Below are 15,979 nucleotides of genomic sequence, written 5' to 3'. Positions count from 1 at the left end.
TGATGTGCCCGCAGGCGCGCGCCGCATCAGTCCTGTACGGCATCGCGTAGCGGCTGCCACGCCTGGGACAGGCGAGGCAGGGACCAGGCGGCATTGGCCGGGCTGGTGGACGGCAAGGCCATCATCGCCACCGCGCGCGCGTCGGCCGACAGTAGCGGGTGCACATGCCGGCGCCAGGCCTGCGCGGCCGCAGCGCCATTGCAGGCCACAAGGCGCAGCCGCGGCAGCGTGGCCAGCACGGCGGGCAATGGATTGACCACGATGCTGTCCGCGACGATGGACGCATCCAGGCTGCCGCGTCGTTCGCACTGGCCGATCACGTCCCACACGCCAACACCGCACGCATTCAATTCCTGCAGGCGGGCCGGATAGCTTGTTGCTGTATCAATGCCCAACAGGGCATGCATCAAGGGCCAGAAACGATTGCGTGGATGCGCGTAGTACTGGCCTGCATGCAGCGAGGCGACGCCTGGCATCGAACCCACTACGAGCACACGGCAATCGCGGCGAATATGCGCTGGCAAGCCTTCGCATGCGTCGTTTTTCGTCACGGCGATCGCATCTGCGTGAATGTGTTTTTCAGCCTGCATCGCGCAACCACGGCCTTCTTCGGAGCGTTCCTGAACAAACGGAATTTTAGCGGGCCGCAGGTAGGCGTGGATTCAGATTTTTGGGAATAGTTTTGGCGCGGCCCACTCCACGGGCCCAACAACAAGACGAGGAGACCCTCATGCGTTCCATTTCCATCCTGAGCCTGGCTGCTGTATCCGCACTTGCGATTGCACCGTCCGCGTTCGCGCAGGACACCACCTATACCGGTGATACCTCCTCGACTTCTTCCAGCAGCGGCGACACCGCGTCCGGCAAGCATTGGGCCGTGGTCGGTGGCGTGGCACTGCTGGATCCCAAGAACGATCCCGCTCCGGGCCTGGACGTCGATGGCGGCCCGGCACCGACGTTGAGCGCCAGCTACTACATCAATGACAACTGGGCCGTCGAAGTGTGGGGCGCAGCCGACAAGTTCAATCACCGCGTCAACGCCGATGGCGTGGGCAAGGTGGGGACCGTCGAGCAGCAGCCGATCGCCATCAGCGGCCAGTACCACTTCGGCCAGGCCGACAACGTGTTCCGTCCGTTCGTGGGCGTGGGTTACTACGAATCGAACTTCAGCAACGAGAAGATCGACGCGGCCTCGCCGAACGGCCAGCACGTTGGCCTGGATACAGCCAAGGGCGTGATCGGCACCGTTGGCGTGGACATGAACATCAACTCCACCTGGTTCGCACGCGCCGACGCCCGCTACATGCGTTCGCGTCCGGAGCTGCGCGTCGGCGGCCAGGGCACCGGCAGCGAGCTGGAACTGGATCCGTGGACCGTCGGCTTCGGTATCGGCGCCCGCTTCTAAGCGATCGTCGTCCAGCAACCGGTGTGTGATGGAAAAACGGGCCGCAAGGCCCGTTTTTTTTGTACGCCAGGCGCGCTGACGAACTGATATTGCGGGCACTTTTGCCTGCATGCGCTGCGGTTCGATGGCTCGATGACTCAACGCCAGTAGACGCTGCCGCGCAGGCGTGCGTTGCGCCAGCGCCACCACAGCAAGGTGGCATAGGCGAGTGCATAACCGAGCAACACGCCCGCCGCGCCCAACAGGCTGGCATGGCTCAGCCAGCCCTCGACAGGCCACGCCACGCCCTGCCATGTACTGCGCCAGCCCTGCACCATGCCGGCGATCACCCGCACCACCACCAGCACCGTCAGTGCCAGCACCAGCCACAGGTTGGGGCGGTAGAACAGGCCCTGCGCGGTGCGCTCGAAGCGAGTCAGGCGCACAGCGACGACCCCCAGCACCAGCCCGCAGGCCCAGCCGAAGGCGGCATGGCTGATCGCACCTGGCCAGAACGCCGCGGCAATCAGGGTGAAGACGACAAACAACACGCTGGACACCACCGCCGACGCCAGGTTGATCATCAGCAACCAGCCACGCGCCTGGCGACGCGCGGTGCCGACCCGAAAGCGCTGCAGCAACGACAACGGAAACAGCACCGCGAACACCGCCAGGGCAATGATCACGGCCAGCGGGATGGCAAGCAGCAGAGGCATGGGACGCAGGTCGCCGGAATGGATGACCGCCAACGCTACTACGTGCGCGTCAGCGGGGCGTGTCCGTCATGCCGCGCAGCGTTCTGGCCTGCGGCTGTGCCGTCCGATAGGCAGGCGCAGGGTCTGCAGCGCACTGCCGACGCTGTGGCATGTGCAGCCCGTCGATGCCACATGCGGCAGGGGCTATCTGCCGGTTCGGCCCAGCGGCCGGGCGCGGTGTTGCCGCACTCAGAACGCCGGCAACACCGCGCCCTTGTACTTCTGCTCGATAAAGGCCTTCACTTCCGGGCTGGTCAATGCCTTGGCGAGCTTCTGCACGCGCGCATCGTCCTTGTTGTCCGCACGGGCCACCAGGAAGTTCACGTACGGCGAGTCCTTGCTTTCGATCGCCAGTGCGTCGCGGGTGGGATTGAGCCCGGCATCGAGCGCATAGTTGGTGTTGATCAAGGCCAGGTCGACCTGGTCCAGCACGCGCGGCAGCATCGCCGAGTCGAGCTCGCGGAATTTCAGCTGCTTTGGGTTGTCGACGATATCGCGTTGGGTGGACAGCGCATTGCCGGGGTCCTTGAGCTTGATGACTCCGGCCTTGTCGAGCAGGATCAGCGCGCGGCTGTTGTTGCTCGGATCGTTGGGAATGACCACATCGGCGCCCGTAGGCAGGTCGGCCAGCGCCTTGAAGCGGCGCGAATACGCACCGAACGGCTCGATATGTACGCCGACCACGGTCACCAGCTGGCTCTTGCGGTCGCGGTTGTACGCGTCCAGGTAGGGCTCGGTCTGGAAATAATTGACGTCGATCTGCTTCTGCACGACCTGGTCGTTGGGCTGCACGTAGTCGTTGAACACGCGCACGTCCAGCTTCACGCCCTGCTTGGCCAGCAGCGGTTCGACCACTTCCAGGATCTCGGCATGCGGCACCGCCGTGGCGGCGACGGTGAGGGTGTCGCCACCACTGCCGCCAGCGCTGCCGCCGCAGGACGCCAGCGCCAGCGTGGCGGCAGCCAGAAGGGAACGAAACGCAAAAGTGCTCATGTGGGGATCCGTGGGAGGAGGAGTGCGGGAAGGCCGCAGACGTCAAACCTAGCAGACCGCGGCGGCGGCGGCGATGCAGCGCCGCGGCAACCCACGGCGCGCGGCGCCGTGCGGACAGGCGTGCGGGATGCGCCAGCACGGCCAGCACGGCTGGTGCCAGGGCGCACGCTCCGCGTCCGCCGGCGCGCCCCTGCCCTGCGCCGGCTCAACGCCGGCTGTAGTGCGCCACCAGCCGGTCGCCCAGCATCTGCAGCAGCTGCACCAGTACCAGCAGGGCGATGACGGTGATCAGCGCGACATCGGCATGCGAGCGCATGTAACCCTCGCGGTAGGCCACATCGCCCAGCCCGCCGGAACCGATCGCCCCGCCCATCGCGGTGAAGCCGATCAGCGCGATGGTGGTGACGGTGGCGCCGGCGATCAGGCCCGGCCGCGCTTCGGGCAGCAGCACCCGCAGCACCAGCTGCCGGGTGGTGGCGCCCATCGCCTGGCTGGCTTCGATGATGCCGCGATCGACTTCGCGCAACGCGGTTTCCACCAGGCGCGCGTAGAACGGTGCGGCCCCCACCACCAACGGCAGGATCGCCCCGCGCACGCCGAGCGAGGTGCCCATCAGCATCAGCGTGAGCGGAATCATCGCGATCATCAGGATGATGAAGGGCACCGAACGCAGCAGGTTGATCACCAGCGCCAGCGCGCCATACAGCAGCGGACGGCGACGCAGCTGCGGCGTGCCGCACAGGAACAGCGCCACGCCCAGCGGCAGGCCGATCAGCAGGGTCAGCGGCAGCGCCCCGGCCAGCATCAGCAAGGTATCCAGGGTGGCCTGGCCGATATCGCCCCATTTGGCGGCATCGAGATTGCGGAAGAAGCCGCCGGCGGCGGCAGTGATCGGAGTCATACGCGCAGATCCTCCACCTGCACGCCGGCCGCCACGAAGCCGGCAAGCGAGGCGTTCTGGTCGCCGCCGGTCAGGGCGACGATCAGCTGGCCGTACGGAGTGTCCTTGATGCGGTCCACGCGCCCGGACAGGATGTTGTAGTCCACGCCGGTCTCGCGGGCGATGCGGCCCAGCACCGGCTCGTAGGTGCCGTTGCCCAGAAAGGTCAGCCGCACGATGCGCCCGCCGACGGCGGCGAAATCACGGTGCAGTTCGGCTTCGTCCACGTGCTCGGCTTCGGAGACGAAGCGCCGCGTGGTGGCGTGCTTGGGATGCAGGAAGACCTCGGTGACCGGGCCGGTTTCCACCAGCTTGCCGGCATCCAGCACCGCCACGCGGTCGCAGACGCGGCGGATCACGTCCATCTCGTGGGTGATCAGCACGATGGTCAGGCCCAGCTCGCGGTTGATCTGCGCCAGCAGCTGCAGCACCGAGGCGGTGGTCTGCGGATCCAGCGCGCTGGTGGCCTCGTCGCACAGCAGGATCTGCGGCCGGGTGGCCAGCGCGCGCGCAATGCCCACGCGCTGCTTCTGCCCACCGGACAGTTGCGCCGGATACTTGTTGGCGTGCTCCTGCAGCCCGACCCGGGCCAGCAGCTCGGCCACCCGCGCATCGATTTCGGCGCGCGCGGTGCCGGCCAGTTCCAGCGGGAAGGCCACATTGCCGGCCACGGTGCGCGAAGACAGCAGGTTGAAGTGCTGGAAGATCATGCCGATGCGCCGGCGCAGGGCGCGCAGGCCCTGGCTGTCCAGCGCGGTCACGTCTTCCTCGCCGATCAGCAGGCGCCCGCCACTGGGCTCTTCCAGCCGGTTGATCAGCCGGATCAGCGTGGACTTGCCGGCCCCGGAATGGCCAATGATGCCGAACACCTCGCCGGGGCCGATCCGCAGATCAAGCGGGTGCAGCGCCACGATCTGACGACCGTCAACGGAGTAGGACTTGTGCAGGCGCTGAAACTGGATCACCGCGCGTGGCCGGTTGGGGGGTCGTGAAGCCTACCACCGGGAGTCGGGATTCGGGATTCGGGATTGGCAAAGGCCACGGCGACTCTGCTGTTGCCAATCCCGAATCGCGAATCCCGAATCATGGCCGCCCGGGATTCGCAAAGGCCACGGCTGCCCCCCGCTGTTGCCAATCCCAAATGCCGAATCCCCAATCACGGCCGCTGGGGATTGGGGATTCGCAAAAGCAACCGGCGCCCCGCTGTTGCCAATCCCGAATCCCGAATGCCGAATCCCCAATCACGGCCTGTCCAACGGCGGCAGCCTGTCAGCCCGCCGTATCCGCTCCCGGCGCAACAAATACAGGCCGCTGGCGACGATGATGCCGGCGCCGGTCCAGGTCCAGCTATCGGGCAGGGTCTGCCACAGCAGCCAGTCCCAGCCGATCACCCAGACCAGGCCGCTGTATTCCAGCGGGGCGATCATCGAGGCCTCGCCGCGCAGGAAGGCCTGGGTCAGCGCGATCTGGCCCAGCGCGCCGGCCAGGCCCATGCCGGCGATCAGCCAGGCGTGGCGACCCTGCAGCGGCACCCAGCCGGGGATGGCCAGCACGCCGGCGCCGATCGCCATGAACAGCAGGAACCACACCACCATCGCCTGCGGGGTGTCGGTGCGGGTCAACAGGCTCACCGTGACCGCGGCCACCGCATAGGCCGTGGCCGCCAGCAGCACCATCAGGCCGGGCAGCGAGATCAGCCCGTCCACGCCGGGGCGCAGCACCAAGATGACCCCGACCAGGCCAATGCCTATCGCGGTCCAGCGGCGCGGCCCGACGTGCTCGCCCAGCAGCGGCACCGACAGGGCCGCCACCAGCAACGGCGCCACGAAGTACAGCGTGTAGGCGGTCGATAGCGGCATCCGCTTCAGGCCGTAGACGAAGCACCCGATCATCGCCATGCCCAACGCCCCGCGCAGCAGATGCAGGCCCCAGCGCACCGGCACGATGGAGCGCGGCCCGGCCGTGGCCAGCACCCACACCAGCACGAACGGCAGCGATGCCGCACCGCGCAGCAAGGTCACCTGCAGCGGCGGGTAATGCGCCGACAGCAGCTTCATTCCCGCATCCATCAGCGAGAAGCAGGCCACGGCGGCCATCATCCAGGCGATGGCGGGCAACGGAGAGCGGGTGCCGGGCATGGCGCATTATCGCTGCCGCGCCCCATCGATCGCCACGCGCCGGTGATGGGTAGCCCGGCGCGATGCCATAGAATGACGGCTGTATTCAGACAGCAGGAGCCTTGCATGCCTTCCTTCGACGTGGTGTCCGAAGTCGACAAGCACGAATTGACCAATGCGGTGGACCAGGCCAACCGTGAACTGGACACGCGTTTCGACTTCAAGGGTGTGGAGGCGAAGTTCGAGCTGGAAGACGGCAAGGTGATCCACCAGTCCGCTCCCAGCGACTTCCAGCTCAAGCAGATGACCGACATCCTGCGCGCGCGGCTGCTGGCGCGCGGCATCGATGTGCGCTGCCTGGAGTTCGGCGAGGTGGACACCAACCTGGCCGGCGCGCGGCAGAAGGTCACCGTCAAGCAGGGCATCGAGCAGAAGCAGGCCAAGCAGCTGGTGGCCAAGCTCAAGGAAGCCAAGCTCAAGGTGGAAGCGCAGATCAACGGCGACAAGCTGCGCGTGACCGGCAAGAAGCGCGACGACCTGCAGGATGCGATCGCGCTGCTGAAAAAGGCCGACTTCGAGTTGCCGCTGCAGTTCGACAACTTCCGCGATTGAGCGCAACCCAACGATGGCGGTGTGGGCGGTGATCGATCCGGCGATGCAGCACTCAGCCGCATGCCGTGGGGATGCGCACTGCAGCGGCTTGCGCTGGCGGTATGCAGCCGCCAGCGCCGATCGTCGTACCGGGCAGCGGGTGTAGCGGGCCGCGATGCGTGCGCTGTTCGCCAGCCTGTTGCATCGCCTGCATGCGTTCCGGCGGGCAGGCACGCGTGCTGCGGGCGCCATGCCTGCCGCGCGGGCGTATGCACAGCCGCGGATCGAAGCCGGATCGACGCTGCACACCATGGCGTGCCTGGACCCGATCGAGGCGGCCGCCTTCGCCGATGCCTTTGCCGCGGAAATCGACCGCGCCATTGCGCAATGCACACTGGGCGATGCTGACAGCAGCCAGGCGCAGGCGCTGGAACAGATCCATTCGCTGAAGAACACCGTCTCGCTGACCGGATCGCAGGAGTTGCTCAGGGCCTGCGACCAGCTGCGCAGCGAGGTGGAGCGCAACGCCGTCAGCGACACGCTTGCGCACCGCTTCACCGCGGTAGCCACCGCCGCTGGTCTACTGGTCAGGCAGTACCGGCGCACCCTTCATCAGGATAACGCGGAGCCTCATGCCTAGCCCTTCCCAACGCGCAACGCCCGGCCTGATTCCGGCGGCCAGGCAGTTGCGCAACGACAGACTGGTGCGGCTGCTCGAGTCGTTTTTGGAATACCGCGCCTGCGTCGGCCGCGTGGTGGTGCAGACCATCGTGATGCTGTGGTGCCTTGGCTGGCTGTACGGGCCGCAACCGGTGCTGGTCAAGGATGCGCATGCGGTGTTTCCGACTGCGGTGACCTTGTGGGTCGTCTCGGTGGTCTGGATGGTGCTGGTGCGGCGCAAGACCATCGCGCAGAGGGAATGGCTAGATGCGGTGGGCTTTGCGATGAGCCTGCTGTTCATCGGTATCCAGACCTCCCTGGCCTTCATCCTGCTGATGTCGTTGAACGCGTTCCTGCCGTTCATCACCATCGCCGCGGTGGCGCGCTATGGGCAACGCGCCACCGTGCCGGTGCTGTTCAGCACCTTCGTGCTGATGCTGGTGACCGCACCGGCCGGCTACTGGCTGTCGCGGCCGGCGTATTTCGTCTACGCGGTGGCGTTGAGCGTGGTATTGCCACTGCTGGTGTCGCGCATCGTGATCGCGATGCAGGAAGTGGCGCTGCAGGCGCTTGCCTCGCGCGATGCACAAAGCCGCTTCATCAGCACCATGAACCACGAATTGCGCACGCCGTTGAATGCCGTCATCAACTGCGCGCAGCTGATCGATACCGACGCCATGCCGGCGCAACAGCGCGACCTGATCCAGGCGGTGACGGTCAACGCCACCGCCCTGCGCCACCGCGTCAACGAGGTACTGGACGTGGCCAGCATCGACGGCGGGCGCCTGCAATTGCACAGCAAGCCCTTGAGCATGCTGGACGTGCTGACCACCGTCAAAGCGGTGTGCGCGACCGCCGCATCCACCAAGGGCGTGTCGCTGGGCGTGCGCATGGAAGCGGCACAGACGCCCTACCTGCTTGGCGACGAAGGCCGCATCGAGCAGGTGATCACCAACCTGGTCATCAATGCGATCAAGTTCACCCCGGCCGGCGGCGCAGTGGATTTGTTGATCGAGGCCACCCAGGCCGATGGGCGCTGGACGCTGGAGGCGACCGTCACCGATACCGGCATCGGCGTGCCCGACGACAGCAAGGCCTACATCTTCACCCCGTTCACCCAGCTCAGCACCGGCTTCGGCCGTGCCGAAGGCGGTGTCGGCCTGGGCCTGTACATCGCCTTGTCGGTCTCCGATGCGATGGGCGGCAGCCTGACGGTGAGCGACAACCCTGCCGGCGGCAGCATCTTCCGCTGGATCTTCGAGTTGCCGGCCGCCGCCGCCAACAGCAGCCGCACGCGCGATGTGCGCGATGCGCTGGCCGAGCACGCACGGACGGTGCCGCCGCTGCACTGCCTGGTGTTCGAGGACATGGATACCAATCGCCTGGTGATCGGCAACCTGCTGACCCGTGCCGGGCACCGGGTGAGCTTCCATGCCGACGGCACCGACGCGGTGCAGCGCATCGCCCAGGCCGGCCCGGATATCGTCTTTCTCGATCTGCACATGCCCGGCACCTCCGGCTGGGACGCGCTGGGACAGGCGCGCGATGCGATCGACCGGTTGCCGCCGATCATCGTGCTGACCGCCGACACGCGCACCGATTCGATGCGCGAGGCCGCCGCTGCCGGCGTGGCCGGCTATCTGTCCAAGCCGATCAACGCGCACGAACTGCTTGCGCTGCTTGCCCAGCATGCCGCACAGCGATAGCCCCGACCTGAAACCGGGCAACGCGGCGCGCTGGCACTGGCGTACCGCAACGCCGGCACGCCGCGAGCTGGCGTTGCTGTACCTGCATGGGTTCTCCGCAAGCCCGGGCGAGGCCGGCGCGCTGCCCGAACAGATGGCCGATGCGCTGGACGCCAATGGCTACGTACACCGATGGCCGGGCCATGGACAGCGCGCAGCCGATGCCATGGCCGGGCTCACCCCGGCCGCGATGCAGGCCTCGGCACTTCAGGCGCTGGACCAGGCGCAGCGCATGGGCGAGCGCGTGGCCATTGTCGGTTCCTCGCTGGGCGGCACCTTGGCGCTATGGCTGGCCGCACAGCGCCCCGAGCAGGTCGCCGCGGTGGTGGCGTGGTCGCCCGGCATCCGGCCCGTCAATGCCGGCCTGCTGGATCGGCTCTGCCAGGCGCAGCTGCCGGTCACCGACCCGTACCCGCGCACCGAGGCAGTCCGGGCCTACTGGTCGGACACCATCCATCCCGATGGCTTTCGCACCCTGCGTGGCCTGTTCGAGCTGTTTGCGGCCTCCCCGCCGTGGCCGCAGGTGCGCTGCCCGGTCATGTTGGGCTACTACCGCGCGCCCAATGGCGAGCAGGACCCGATCTCCTCGGTGCCGGCGATGCTGGCCATGTTCCAGGCGCTGGGCACGGCGCCAGCGCGCAGGCAGGCGATCGCCTTTGCCAGCGGCGCGCATGCCATCGGCTCGCCGCACAAGTCCCCGATCGCCGAGCAGGTGGCGCAAACGTCGGTGCAGTTCCTGCGTCAACAGCTTGGCAGTGACGGCTACGCCGACCTGGCTGGCAGTGCCGATAGCCGCGACTGATCTGGCACCATGCGCCTGCGCCACCGCGCAGGCGTGGTTGCGGCGATGCGCGTTGCCAGTGGCATCGGCCACCCTGCCGACAGCGATCGCATACACTGGCGCGCCATCACGCCGCCGCCACGATGACCACCACGCCCACCCTGCCCGATCCCCTGGCCGCCACCCGCACCTGGATCGAGCGCGCGGTGATCGGGCTGAACCTGTGCCCGTTCGCCAAGGCGGTGTACGTCAAGGACCAGGTGCGCCTGGTGCTCAGCGATGCCAGCACGCCGGAGGCGCTGCTGGAGCAACTGGCCGAAGAACTCGTCCTGTTGCGCGACACCCCGGCCGAGCAGATCGATACCACGCTGATCGTGCACCCGGACGTGCTGACCGATTTCCTGGACTACAACGACTTTCTCGACAACGCCGATGCCGCGGTGGAAGCGCTGGATCTGCAGGGCGTGCTGCAGGTGGCCAGCTTCCATCCCGATTACCAGTTCGCCGGCGCCGCGCCGGAGGATGTGGCCAACTTCACCAACCGCTCGCCCTTCCCTACCCTGCACCTGCTGCGCGAAGACAGCGTGGAGCGTGCGGTGGCCGCGTTCCCGGATCCGGATGTGATCGTCGAACGCAATATCGCCACGCTGCAACGGCTGGGCCAGGCCGGCTGGGAGCGGGCGTTGAACGGGGCCGAGCACTGAGGGCGGCGCACGCAGCGCAGCACCTGCTGTCGCCGTTGGCATCTGCTCCACGCCAGAACCGGCACACCGGCAGCACGTGGCACCACGCGTTGCGCGTTGTGAGCCAGCCGCCTGTCAACGCGCCGGCGCCACGAACACCGGGTTGGAATAGAACCACAGGTCCTGCCACGGATCTTCGCCGGCGGTATCCGCTAGTGGCGCCTGCTGATCGGTGTTGCTGCCGCGCACGCGCACGAAGCCGCCGCGCGACAGATCCGGCAAGGGCAGCGATGCGACCAGCCAGCCATCGCGTCGCTGCAACGCGTTGCGCTCGATGCGTTGCACCTGCATCTGCAGCGCGCCGTCATCACCGGTGGTGCCGACGATGACATCGACATGCTGCAGTTGCGGGCGTTGCCCGTGGCGGTTGGCCTGCGGCGGCTCGTGCAGACGCAGGACAATCTGCGCCGATGCACCGGTTGCCATGCGCAAGGTCTCGCCCAGGCCGGCGGTGCCGCCGATGCGGCCATCGGCGGCGGTGGACTGCAGTTGCAGGTCCATCGCATCGATCAGATCGCCGGTCACCGCAAAGCTCTTGCCGGCGCGCAGCGCACGCAGGATATCGGCCGGATCGCGCCGGGCCAGGACATAGGTCTTGCTGTATTCGCCCGGATCGAACTCGGCACCGCCATCGCGCCAGTTGCGGTGCGAATCGGAGGTGGCGGTGATCCAGAAATGCCGGCCCTCGGCCAGCATGCCGTCCCACACGCCACCCACCTGCGCGGTCATCTGGTCGAAGCCGCCCAGCGTTGGCGCGGCCGCGTTGCGATACAGGCCGCGGTGCTGGGTGTCGGCCTGGTGGCCGGGTGCGCCTTCCATGCCGATCACCACCTGCGGCGCGGCATCCTGCCAGGCACGCAGTTCGACGGGACTCACCTTGCCCCAGCTCCCCAGCGCGGTGGCGGTGCGCGAGGGGTGGTTGACGATCAGCACCGGCTGCGGGCGCAGCGCCTGCATCGCACGCACTGCGTCCAGCATCGCCTGCTCGGTGTCGCGCGTGCTGCCATCGAGCAGCTCGGCACGGTTGTAGTCGCGTTCCAGGCCTTGCAGTTGCGCCTGTTCGTGCGGCCCGGGCGCGATGATCAACGAGGCGTGTTCGGCCGCCGGCACATCGAATTCCATGCCATGGAACTGGATCAACTGCGGCACCGCACGCCGGGCACGCTGCAGCGCCGGCCAGGCCTGCTCGCGCGTCACCACCGAATGGCCCGGCCCGCCATGATCGGTGTGCACGATCCAGCTCAGGCCATTGGCCAGCGCCTGCTGCGCATTGCGCTCACGCGTATACGGCGAATCGCCGCCACGGATCGGCGTGGGCGGCGTGGTGGAGCGGTCCCAGATCACGCTCCATTCGCTGTGCACGTGGTGATCGCCTGCCAGCCAGTGCGGTTGATCGTCGCTGCCGGGCGGTTGCGCTGCATGTGCGCCGCCGGCGCAGGCGAACGCAATCGCCAGCGCCGCCATCGGTTTGCCAGGCGCGCGCATCAGAAGCTCGCCCGCAGGCCCAGCGAATAGGTGCGCCCGTAGTCGGTGTAGCCGGAAAACAGATGCTCGCCCACATACATGTGCTGGACCTGCCCGGTGAGGTTGATGGCGTTGACGAACACCGCCACGGTGGGATTGATCTGCCAGGAGAGGTTGCCATCCAGGGTGCCGAAGGCGCGCGTGTTGTTGGTCGCCACATCGGCGGTGCCCACCGAGTTGACGATGTCGTCGCGCCAGCTGTAGCTCAACCGCATCGACAACGGCCCCTTCTCGTAGAAGCCGACCAGGTTGTAGCTGTTCTTGGCCACACCTTCCAGCGCATCCTGGAAGTGCTGCGTGCCATCGACGTAGTTGGCCTGGCTATCGGTCCAGGTGTAGTTGGCCTGCATGCCCAGCCCGTCGAACGGCGCCGGCAGGCCGCTGAACACCTGCTGCCAGGCCAGCTCCACGCCCTGCACCCTGGCCTTGCCGCCATTGACCTTGGACGAGAGCAGATAGCTGCGCCCCTGGTAGTCCAGGTTGGAGAACTGGGTCTGCACGAACCGGCTGATGTCCTTGTAGAACACCCCGGCCACCAGGGCCGAGGAGGGCGAGGTGTACCACTCGAAGGTGAGGTCGTACTGCAGCGCTTCGAATGGCTCCAGATTCGGATTGCCGCCGCTGGCGGTGAGCGTTTCGCCGCTGGAATTGAAGGTGAGCTTGGACGACAGATCGGTGAGGTCCGGGCGCGTGATCACCTTGGCGGCCGCACCACGCAGCACCATGCTCTGGCTCAGGTCCAGCGCCACGTTCAGCGACGGCAGCACGTCGTTGTAGCTGCGTTCGAACACCACCGGCTGCGCGCTGCCATCCAGGTTGGCGTGGCCTTCGGTGCGCTGCTGGGTGTGCACGCCGCGCACGCCGAGATTGCCGCGCAGCTCGTGGCCGGCAAGCGGCGTGGCGAATTCGCCCATCACGTACGCCGAGCTGATGTCCTCGAGCACGCGGTAGGAATTTTGCAGGTCATCGCTGCTGGGGCTGTTGGCCAGATCCGCGCTGGTGGGCCAGTCGCCCCAGAACGGCGCTTCGCGTGGTGCCAGCCATTGCCGCGGCAGCTGGCCATTGCCGCCTGCCAGCATGTCGCTCACCGGCAGCGAGGGAGAGAAATAGCTGGCATCGAAGCGCCTGCCGGCGATGCTGTTGTTGATCAGGTCGGTACGGTCGTAGCGGCGCTCGCGGCTGCGGTACTTGGCGCCCAGCTTGAGCGCACTGAAGAAGCTGCCGTCCAGCATGCGGTCTGCGTCGAATTGCAGGGCACGTTCGCGGTCCACCGCATCGATGATGCGCCACTCCAGGCGGCGGCCGGGCGTCTGCGCCGGATCGGTGGGGTCGTAGCCGTCGGTGAAGGCCCAGTTCGGCACGTTGTCGCCGGAGGCGCGCGGAAACGAGACACGCTGGTCGACCGTGGCGCCGGTGCGCAGGCGGGTGCGGCGAATCGGGTCGTCGTTCCAGCTATGCGCACGCGAGAGGAAGCCGGTGCCCTGCACCTTCCATGCATCGCCCTGCCAGGCGCCGCTGAGCCGCAGGCTGCGGTTCTCGTCGGTCATGCCCGAGGTTTCGCGCGAGAGCTGCACCTGGCCGTTGCGGTAGTCGAACGCGGTGAGCGTATCGCCTGCGATGGTGAGGTTGCGCATGTTGCCCGGCTCCCAGCCGGTGCCGATTGCAAATTCGTCGTAGTCCACCTGCTGGCGTGCGTAGAACAGATCCAGGTTGAACTCCAGCGCGTCGCTGGGTGTGAACTGCACCGAGCTGGCCACGCCGATGCGCTTGCGATGCTCCAGTTCCAGTGTCGGACGGATCGCCGAAGGCGCCCAGATCGCACCGGTATCGGCGCGGCCGTCGCCGTTGCTGTCGATGCCCTCGGCGTAGCGCTCCCAATAGGTCTCGTTGACGCGGTCCTGGCGCAGGCTGCGCTCGGCATAGGCGGCGGCGAACAACACGCCCAGGGTCTTGTCGGCGTTGACCCAGTTGTACAGGCCCGAAACGCGCGGGTCGTTTTCATCGGCCAGTTGCGGGTGGCTGAGCTCGGCCGACAGATGCGTCTCGGCATTGCCCAACTGCAGCGGGCGAAACGTCTTGACGTTGACCACGCCGCCAATGGCGCCTTCATCCAGCACAGCGGTGGGGCTCTTGATCACCTCCAGCCCGGATACCAGTTCGGCGGGCAGCGTATCGAAGCGGAATTGACGGCCGGTCTGGCCGGAATTGCGCACGTTCTCGTTGACCGCCATGGTCTGGCCATTGAGCGTGGTGACCTGGAAACTCGGCCCCAGCCCGCGCACGCGCACATACACGCCTTCGCCGCGATCGCGCTCGATGGTCACGCCCGGCAGGCGCTGCAAGGCTTCGGCCACGTTCTGCGCAGGCAGCTTGCCGATGTCCTCGGCTTCGATCGAATCGATCACGCTCGGCGCATAGCGCTTGTCGTTGAGCGCGCGTTCCAGGCTGGAGGCGTAGCTGCCGAGCACCTGCACGCTGTCCAACTCGGTAGGTTGCGTGGCGGCGGCAGGTACCTGCTGTGCCTGCGCGGCGACGGAAATGAGCGCGGCAGTGACGGCGAGCATCAGCGCGGCATGGCGAGGGCGACGCGCGGGATGCACGGGAAAAGAGGTCATGAGGTTTCCGGGTAGTGGGGGAGCCGGACTGCGCAGCTGCTGTCGTGTCGGCGCGCGACATGAAAGGAAATTCGTATGAAATGTTGATGACATCCGCGCAGCGCGATAACAGCCGCTAGCGCACGCGCCTTGCTGCGACAACGACAGACAGCGCGTTACAGTGCTGGCGACTTCATTGCCGGTAATGCCCAAATGTCGCTGATTCCCGCTGTTCCCGCATGGAACCCGTCACCGCTGCAGGACCGCGTGGTGATCATCACCGGCGGCGCACAAGGCATCGGCCGCGGCATTGCGCAGGCGGTGCTGGGGGCCGGCGGCAACGCGGTGATCGGCGATCTGGACGCGGCCGCCGGTAAGGCCTGCCTGCAGGAATGGGCGCTGCCGCGTCGCAGCGCCTTCGTGCGTTGCGATGCGGCGCGCGAAGCCCACGCCGCGCGTCTGATCGCCACCGCGCTCAAACGCTTCGGCCGCATCGATGGCCTGGTCAACAATGCCGGCGTGCCCGATCCGCATATCGCCGCGCTGCCGCAGCTGGATTGGGACAACTGGAACCGCCGGCTGTCCAGCCTGCACGGCGCCTTCCTATGCAGCAAACACGCGCTGCCTGCGCTGACGCAGGCGCCCGGTGGTGGCGCGATCATCAACATCGCCTCCACCCGCGCCTGGCAATCGGAGCCGCACAGCGAAGCCTATGCGGCCGCCAAAGGCGGCCTGGTCGCCTTCACCCATGCGCTGGCGGTGAGCGAAGGCCCGCAGATCCGCGTCAACAGCATCAGTCCGGGCTGGATCAGCACCGATGCCTGGCGCGCCCCGCAACGTCGGCGTGCACCCAGACTCTCGCGGCGCGATCATGCGCAGCATCCGGCCGGGCGGGTGGGCACCCCGGAAGACATCGCGCAGTTGGCGGTCTATCTGCTGGCACCACAGCTGTCCGGCTTCGTCACCGGGCAGGACTTCATTGTCGATGGTGGCATGTCGCGCAGGATGCAGTACGCGTGAGGGCATGCTGTTGATGCGGGTGGTGTTGGTGTTGGTGTGATGCGCCGCGCAGCGTGCTGATGCGCGGCAGAGACACGCACTCTTGGCGATCTGTGGTGCTTGCCATGCACTGCATCGGTGAGGCGGAAGCCG

The 15,979-nt window shown here is 67.2% G+C and carries 16 protein-coding genes; 8 read left to right on the top strand and 8 right to left on the bottom strand.

Going from position 1 to position 15,979, the window contains the following annotated elements:
- Positions 1–26: 26 nt before the first annotated feature.
- Positions 27–494: a DNA-deoxyinosine glycosylase gene (locus ACCQ05_RS03555; RefSeq protein WP_228963017.1), complete on the bottom strand. Its 468-nt coding sequence runs from the start codon at positions 492–494 to the stop codon at positions 27–29.
- Between ACCQ05_RS03555 and ACCQ05_RS03550 the strand changes: the two genes are divergently transcribed.
- Both ACCQ05_RS03550 and ACCQ05_RS03545 read left to right on the top strand, forming a co-directional pair.
- Entirely contained in the window at positions 432–680 is a 249-nt protein-coding gene (locus ACCQ05_RS03550; RefSeq protein WP_228963036.1) for a hypothetical protein, read from the top strand. The two genes, ACCQ05_RS03555 and ACCQ05_RS03550, sit on opposite strands and share 63 nt — an antisense overlap.
- 50 nt (positions 681–730) lie before the next feature.
- Complete coding sequence (locus tag ACCQ05_RS03545; protein ID WP_228963016.1) at positions 731–1,405, top strand: OmpW/AlkL family protein; 675 nt, start codon at positions 731–733, stop codon at positions 1,403–1,405.
- A gap of 137 nt (positions 1,406–1,542) precedes the next feature.
- On the opposite strand, the gene ACCQ05_RS03540 is transcribed toward ACCQ05_RS03545, so the two are convergent.
- The 5 genes from ACCQ05_RS03540 to ACCQ05_RS03520 all read right to left on the bottom strand — a co-directional run bounded on the left by ACCQ05_RS03540 (position 1,543) and on the right by ACCQ05_RS03520 (position 6,210).
- Positions 1,543–2,100 (bottom strand): CcdC protein domain-containing protein, encoded by a 558-nt coding sequence (locus ACCQ05_RS03540; RefSeq protein WP_228963015.1) that lies wholly within the window; start codon positions 2,098–2,100, stop codon positions 1,543–1,545.
- Positions 2,101–2,328: 228 nt separating this feature from the next.
- Positions 2,329–3,132, bottom strand: coding sequence for a MetQ/NlpA family ABC transporter substrate-binding protein (locus ACCQ05_RS03535; protein WP_228330927.1), 804 nt, complete (start codon positions 3,130–3,132; stop codon positions 2,329–2,331).
- A 205-nt stretch (positions 3,133–3,337) separates the two neighbouring features.
- On the bottom strand, positions 3,338–4,033 hold the full coding sequence (locus tag ACCQ05_RS03530) for a methionine ABC transporter permease (protein WP_104540762.1): 696 nt from the start codon (positions 4,031–4,033) through the stop codon (positions 3,338–3,340).
- A complete protein-coding gene (locus ACCQ05_RS03525) occupies positions 4,030–5,037 on the bottom strand; it encodes a methionine ABC transporter ATP-binding protein (protein WP_372392953.1) in 1,008 nt (335 codons plus the stop codon). Before ACCQ05_RS03525 ends, ACCQ05_RS03530 begins: the two co-directional genes overlap by 4 nt.
- A gap of 276 nt (positions 5,038–5,313) precedes the next feature.
- The gene (locus ACCQ05_RS03520; protein ID WP_372392952.1) at positions 5,314–6,210 is read right to left on the bottom strand and encodes a DMT family transporter; all 897 of its coding nucleotides are present in this window, start codon (positions 6,208–6,210) and stop codon (positions 5,314–5,316) included.
- Positions 6,211–6,315: 105 nt separating this feature from the next.
- Here ACCQ05_RS03520 and ACCQ05_RS03515 point away from each other — a divergent pair, with 105 nt between their 5' ends.
- The 5 genes from ACCQ05_RS03515 (at position 6,316) to ACCQ05_RS03495 (ending at position 10,670) form a co-directional block, all read left to right on the top strand.
- Complete coding sequence (locus tag ACCQ05_RS03515; protein WP_228964620.1) at positions 6,316–6,801, top strand: YajQ family cyclic di-GMP-binding protein; 486 nt, start codon at positions 6,316–6,318, stop codon at positions 6,799–6,801.
- A gap of 154 nt (positions 6,802–6,955) precedes the next feature.
- The gene (locus ACCQ05_RS03510) at positions 6,956–7,420 is read left to right on the top strand and encodes a hypothetical protein (protein ID WP_228964621.1); all 465 of its coding nucleotides are present in this window, start codon (positions 6,956–6,958) and stop codon (positions 7,418–7,420) included.
- Positions 7,413–9,146 (top strand): ATP-binding response regulator, encoded by a 1,734-nt coding sequence (locus ACCQ05_RS03505; protein ID WP_228964622.1) that lies wholly within the window; start codon positions 7,413–7,415, stop codon positions 9,144–9,146. Before ACCQ05_RS03510 ends, ACCQ05_RS03505 begins: the two co-directional genes overlap by 8 nt.
- Complete coding sequence (locus ACCQ05_RS03500; protein ID WP_228964623.1) at positions 9,130–9,987, top strand: alpha/beta hydrolase; 858 nt, start codon at positions 9,130–9,132, stop codon at positions 9,985–9,987. Before ACCQ05_RS03505 ends, ACCQ05_RS03500 begins: the two co-directional genes overlap by 17 nt.
- 122 nt (positions 9,988–10,109) lie before the next feature.
- Positions 10,110–10,670, top strand: a complete 561-nt coding sequence (locus ACCQ05_RS03495; RefSeq protein ID WP_372392951.1) for a DUF1415 domain-containing protein — start codon at positions 10,110–10,112, stop codon at positions 10,668–10,670.
- 114 nt (positions 10,671–10,784) lie between these two features.
- Here ACCQ05_RS03495 and ACCQ05_RS03490 read toward each other — a convergent pair whose 3' ends face one another.
- The gene (locus ACCQ05_RS03490; protein WP_372392950.1) at positions 10,785–12,194 is read right to left on the bottom strand and encodes a CehA/McbA family metallohydrolase domain-containing protein; all 1,410 of its coding nucleotides are present in this window, start codon (positions 12,192–12,194) and stop codon (positions 10,785–10,787) included.
- Positions 12,194–14,797, bottom strand: a complete 2,604-nt coding sequence (locus tag ACCQ05_RS03485; RefSeq protein WP_228964658.1) for a TonB-dependent receptor — start codon at positions 14,795–14,797, stop codon at positions 12,194–12,196. Before ACCQ05_RS03485 ends, ACCQ05_RS03490 begins: the two co-directional genes overlap by 1 nt.
- Positions 14,798–15,040: 243 nt before the next feature.
- Between ACCQ05_RS03485 and ACCQ05_RS03480 the strand changes: the two genes are divergently transcribed.
- Entirely contained in the window at positions 15,041–15,847 is an 807-nt protein-coding gene (locus ACCQ05_RS03480; protein WP_228964626.1) for an SDR family oxidoreductase, read from the top strand.
- Positions 15,848–15,979: the final 132 nt, after the last annotated feature.

It is taken from the genome of Xanthomonas sp. NCPPB 3582, assembly GCF_041475735.2.
GTDB lineage: Bacteria > Pseudomonadota > Gammaproteobacteria > Xanthomonadales > Xanthomonadaceae > Xanthomonas > Xanthomonas codiaei.
Note: the sequence above shows the minus strand (reverse complement) of the source record. Positions and strands in the feature narration are given on the sequence as shown.

Excerpts from the sequence above, each read along its gene's own strand:
- ACCQ05_RS03485 (WP_228964658.1), bottom strand. The coding sequence starts at position 14,797 with ATGCTCGCCGTCACTGCCGCGCTCATTTCCGTCGCCGCGCAGGCACAG.
- ACCQ05_RS03520 (WP_372392952.1), bottom strand. The coding sequence starts at position 6,210 with ATGCCCGGCACCCGCTCTCCGTTGCCCGCCATCGCCTGGATGATGGCC.
- ACCQ05_RS03515 (WP_228964620.1), top strand. The coding sequence starts at position 6,316 with ATGCCTTCCTTCGACGTGGTGTCCGAAGTCGACAAGCACGAATTGACC.
- ACCQ05_RS03480 (WP_228964626.1), top strand. The coding sequence starts at position 15,041 with ATGTCGCTGATTCCCGCTGTTCCCGCATGGAACCCGTCACCGCTGCAG.
- ACCQ05_RS03490 (WP_372392950.1), bottom strand. The coding sequence starts at position 12,194 with ATGCGCGCGCCTGGCAAACCGATGGCGGCGCTGGCGATTGCGTTCGCC.
- ACCQ05_RS03495 (WP_372392951.1), top strand. The coding sequence starts at position 10,110 with ATGACCACCACGCCCACCCTGCCCGATCCCCTGGCCGCCACCCGCACC.
- ACCQ05_RS03550 (WP_228963036.1), top strand. The coding sequence starts at position 432 with ATGCGCGTAGTACTGGCCTGCATGCAGCGAGGCGACGCCTGGCATCGA.
- ACCQ05_RS03505 (WP_228964622.1), top strand. The coding sequence starts at position 7,413 with ATGCCTAGCCCTTCCCAACGCGCAACGCCCGGCCTGATTCCGGCGGCC.
- ACCQ05_RS03530 (WP_104540762.1), bottom strand. The coding sequence starts at position 4,033 with ATGACTCCGATCACTGCCGCCGCCGGCGGCTTCTTCCGCAATCTCGAT.
- ACCQ05_RS03545 (WP_228963016.1), top strand. The coding sequence starts at position 731 with ATGCGTTCCATTTCCATCCTGAGCCTGGCTGCTGTATCCGCACTTGCG.
- ACCQ05_RS03540 (WP_228963015.1), bottom strand. The coding sequence starts at position 2,100 with ATGCCTCTGCTGCTTGCCATCCCGCTGGCCGTGATCATTGCCCTGGCG.
- ACCQ05_RS03500 (WP_228964623.1), top strand. The coding sequence starts at position 9,130 with ATGCCGCACAGCGATAGCCCCGACCTGAAACCGGGCAACGCGGCGCGC.
- ACCQ05_RS03510 (WP_228964621.1), top strand. The coding sequence starts at position 6,956 with ATGCGTGCGCTGTTCGCCAGCCTGTTGCATCGCCTGCATGCGTTCCGG.
- ACCQ05_RS03535 (WP_228330927.1), bottom strand. The coding sequence starts at position 3,132 with ATGAGCACTTTTGCGTTTCGTTCCCTTCTGGCTGCCGCCACGCTGGCG.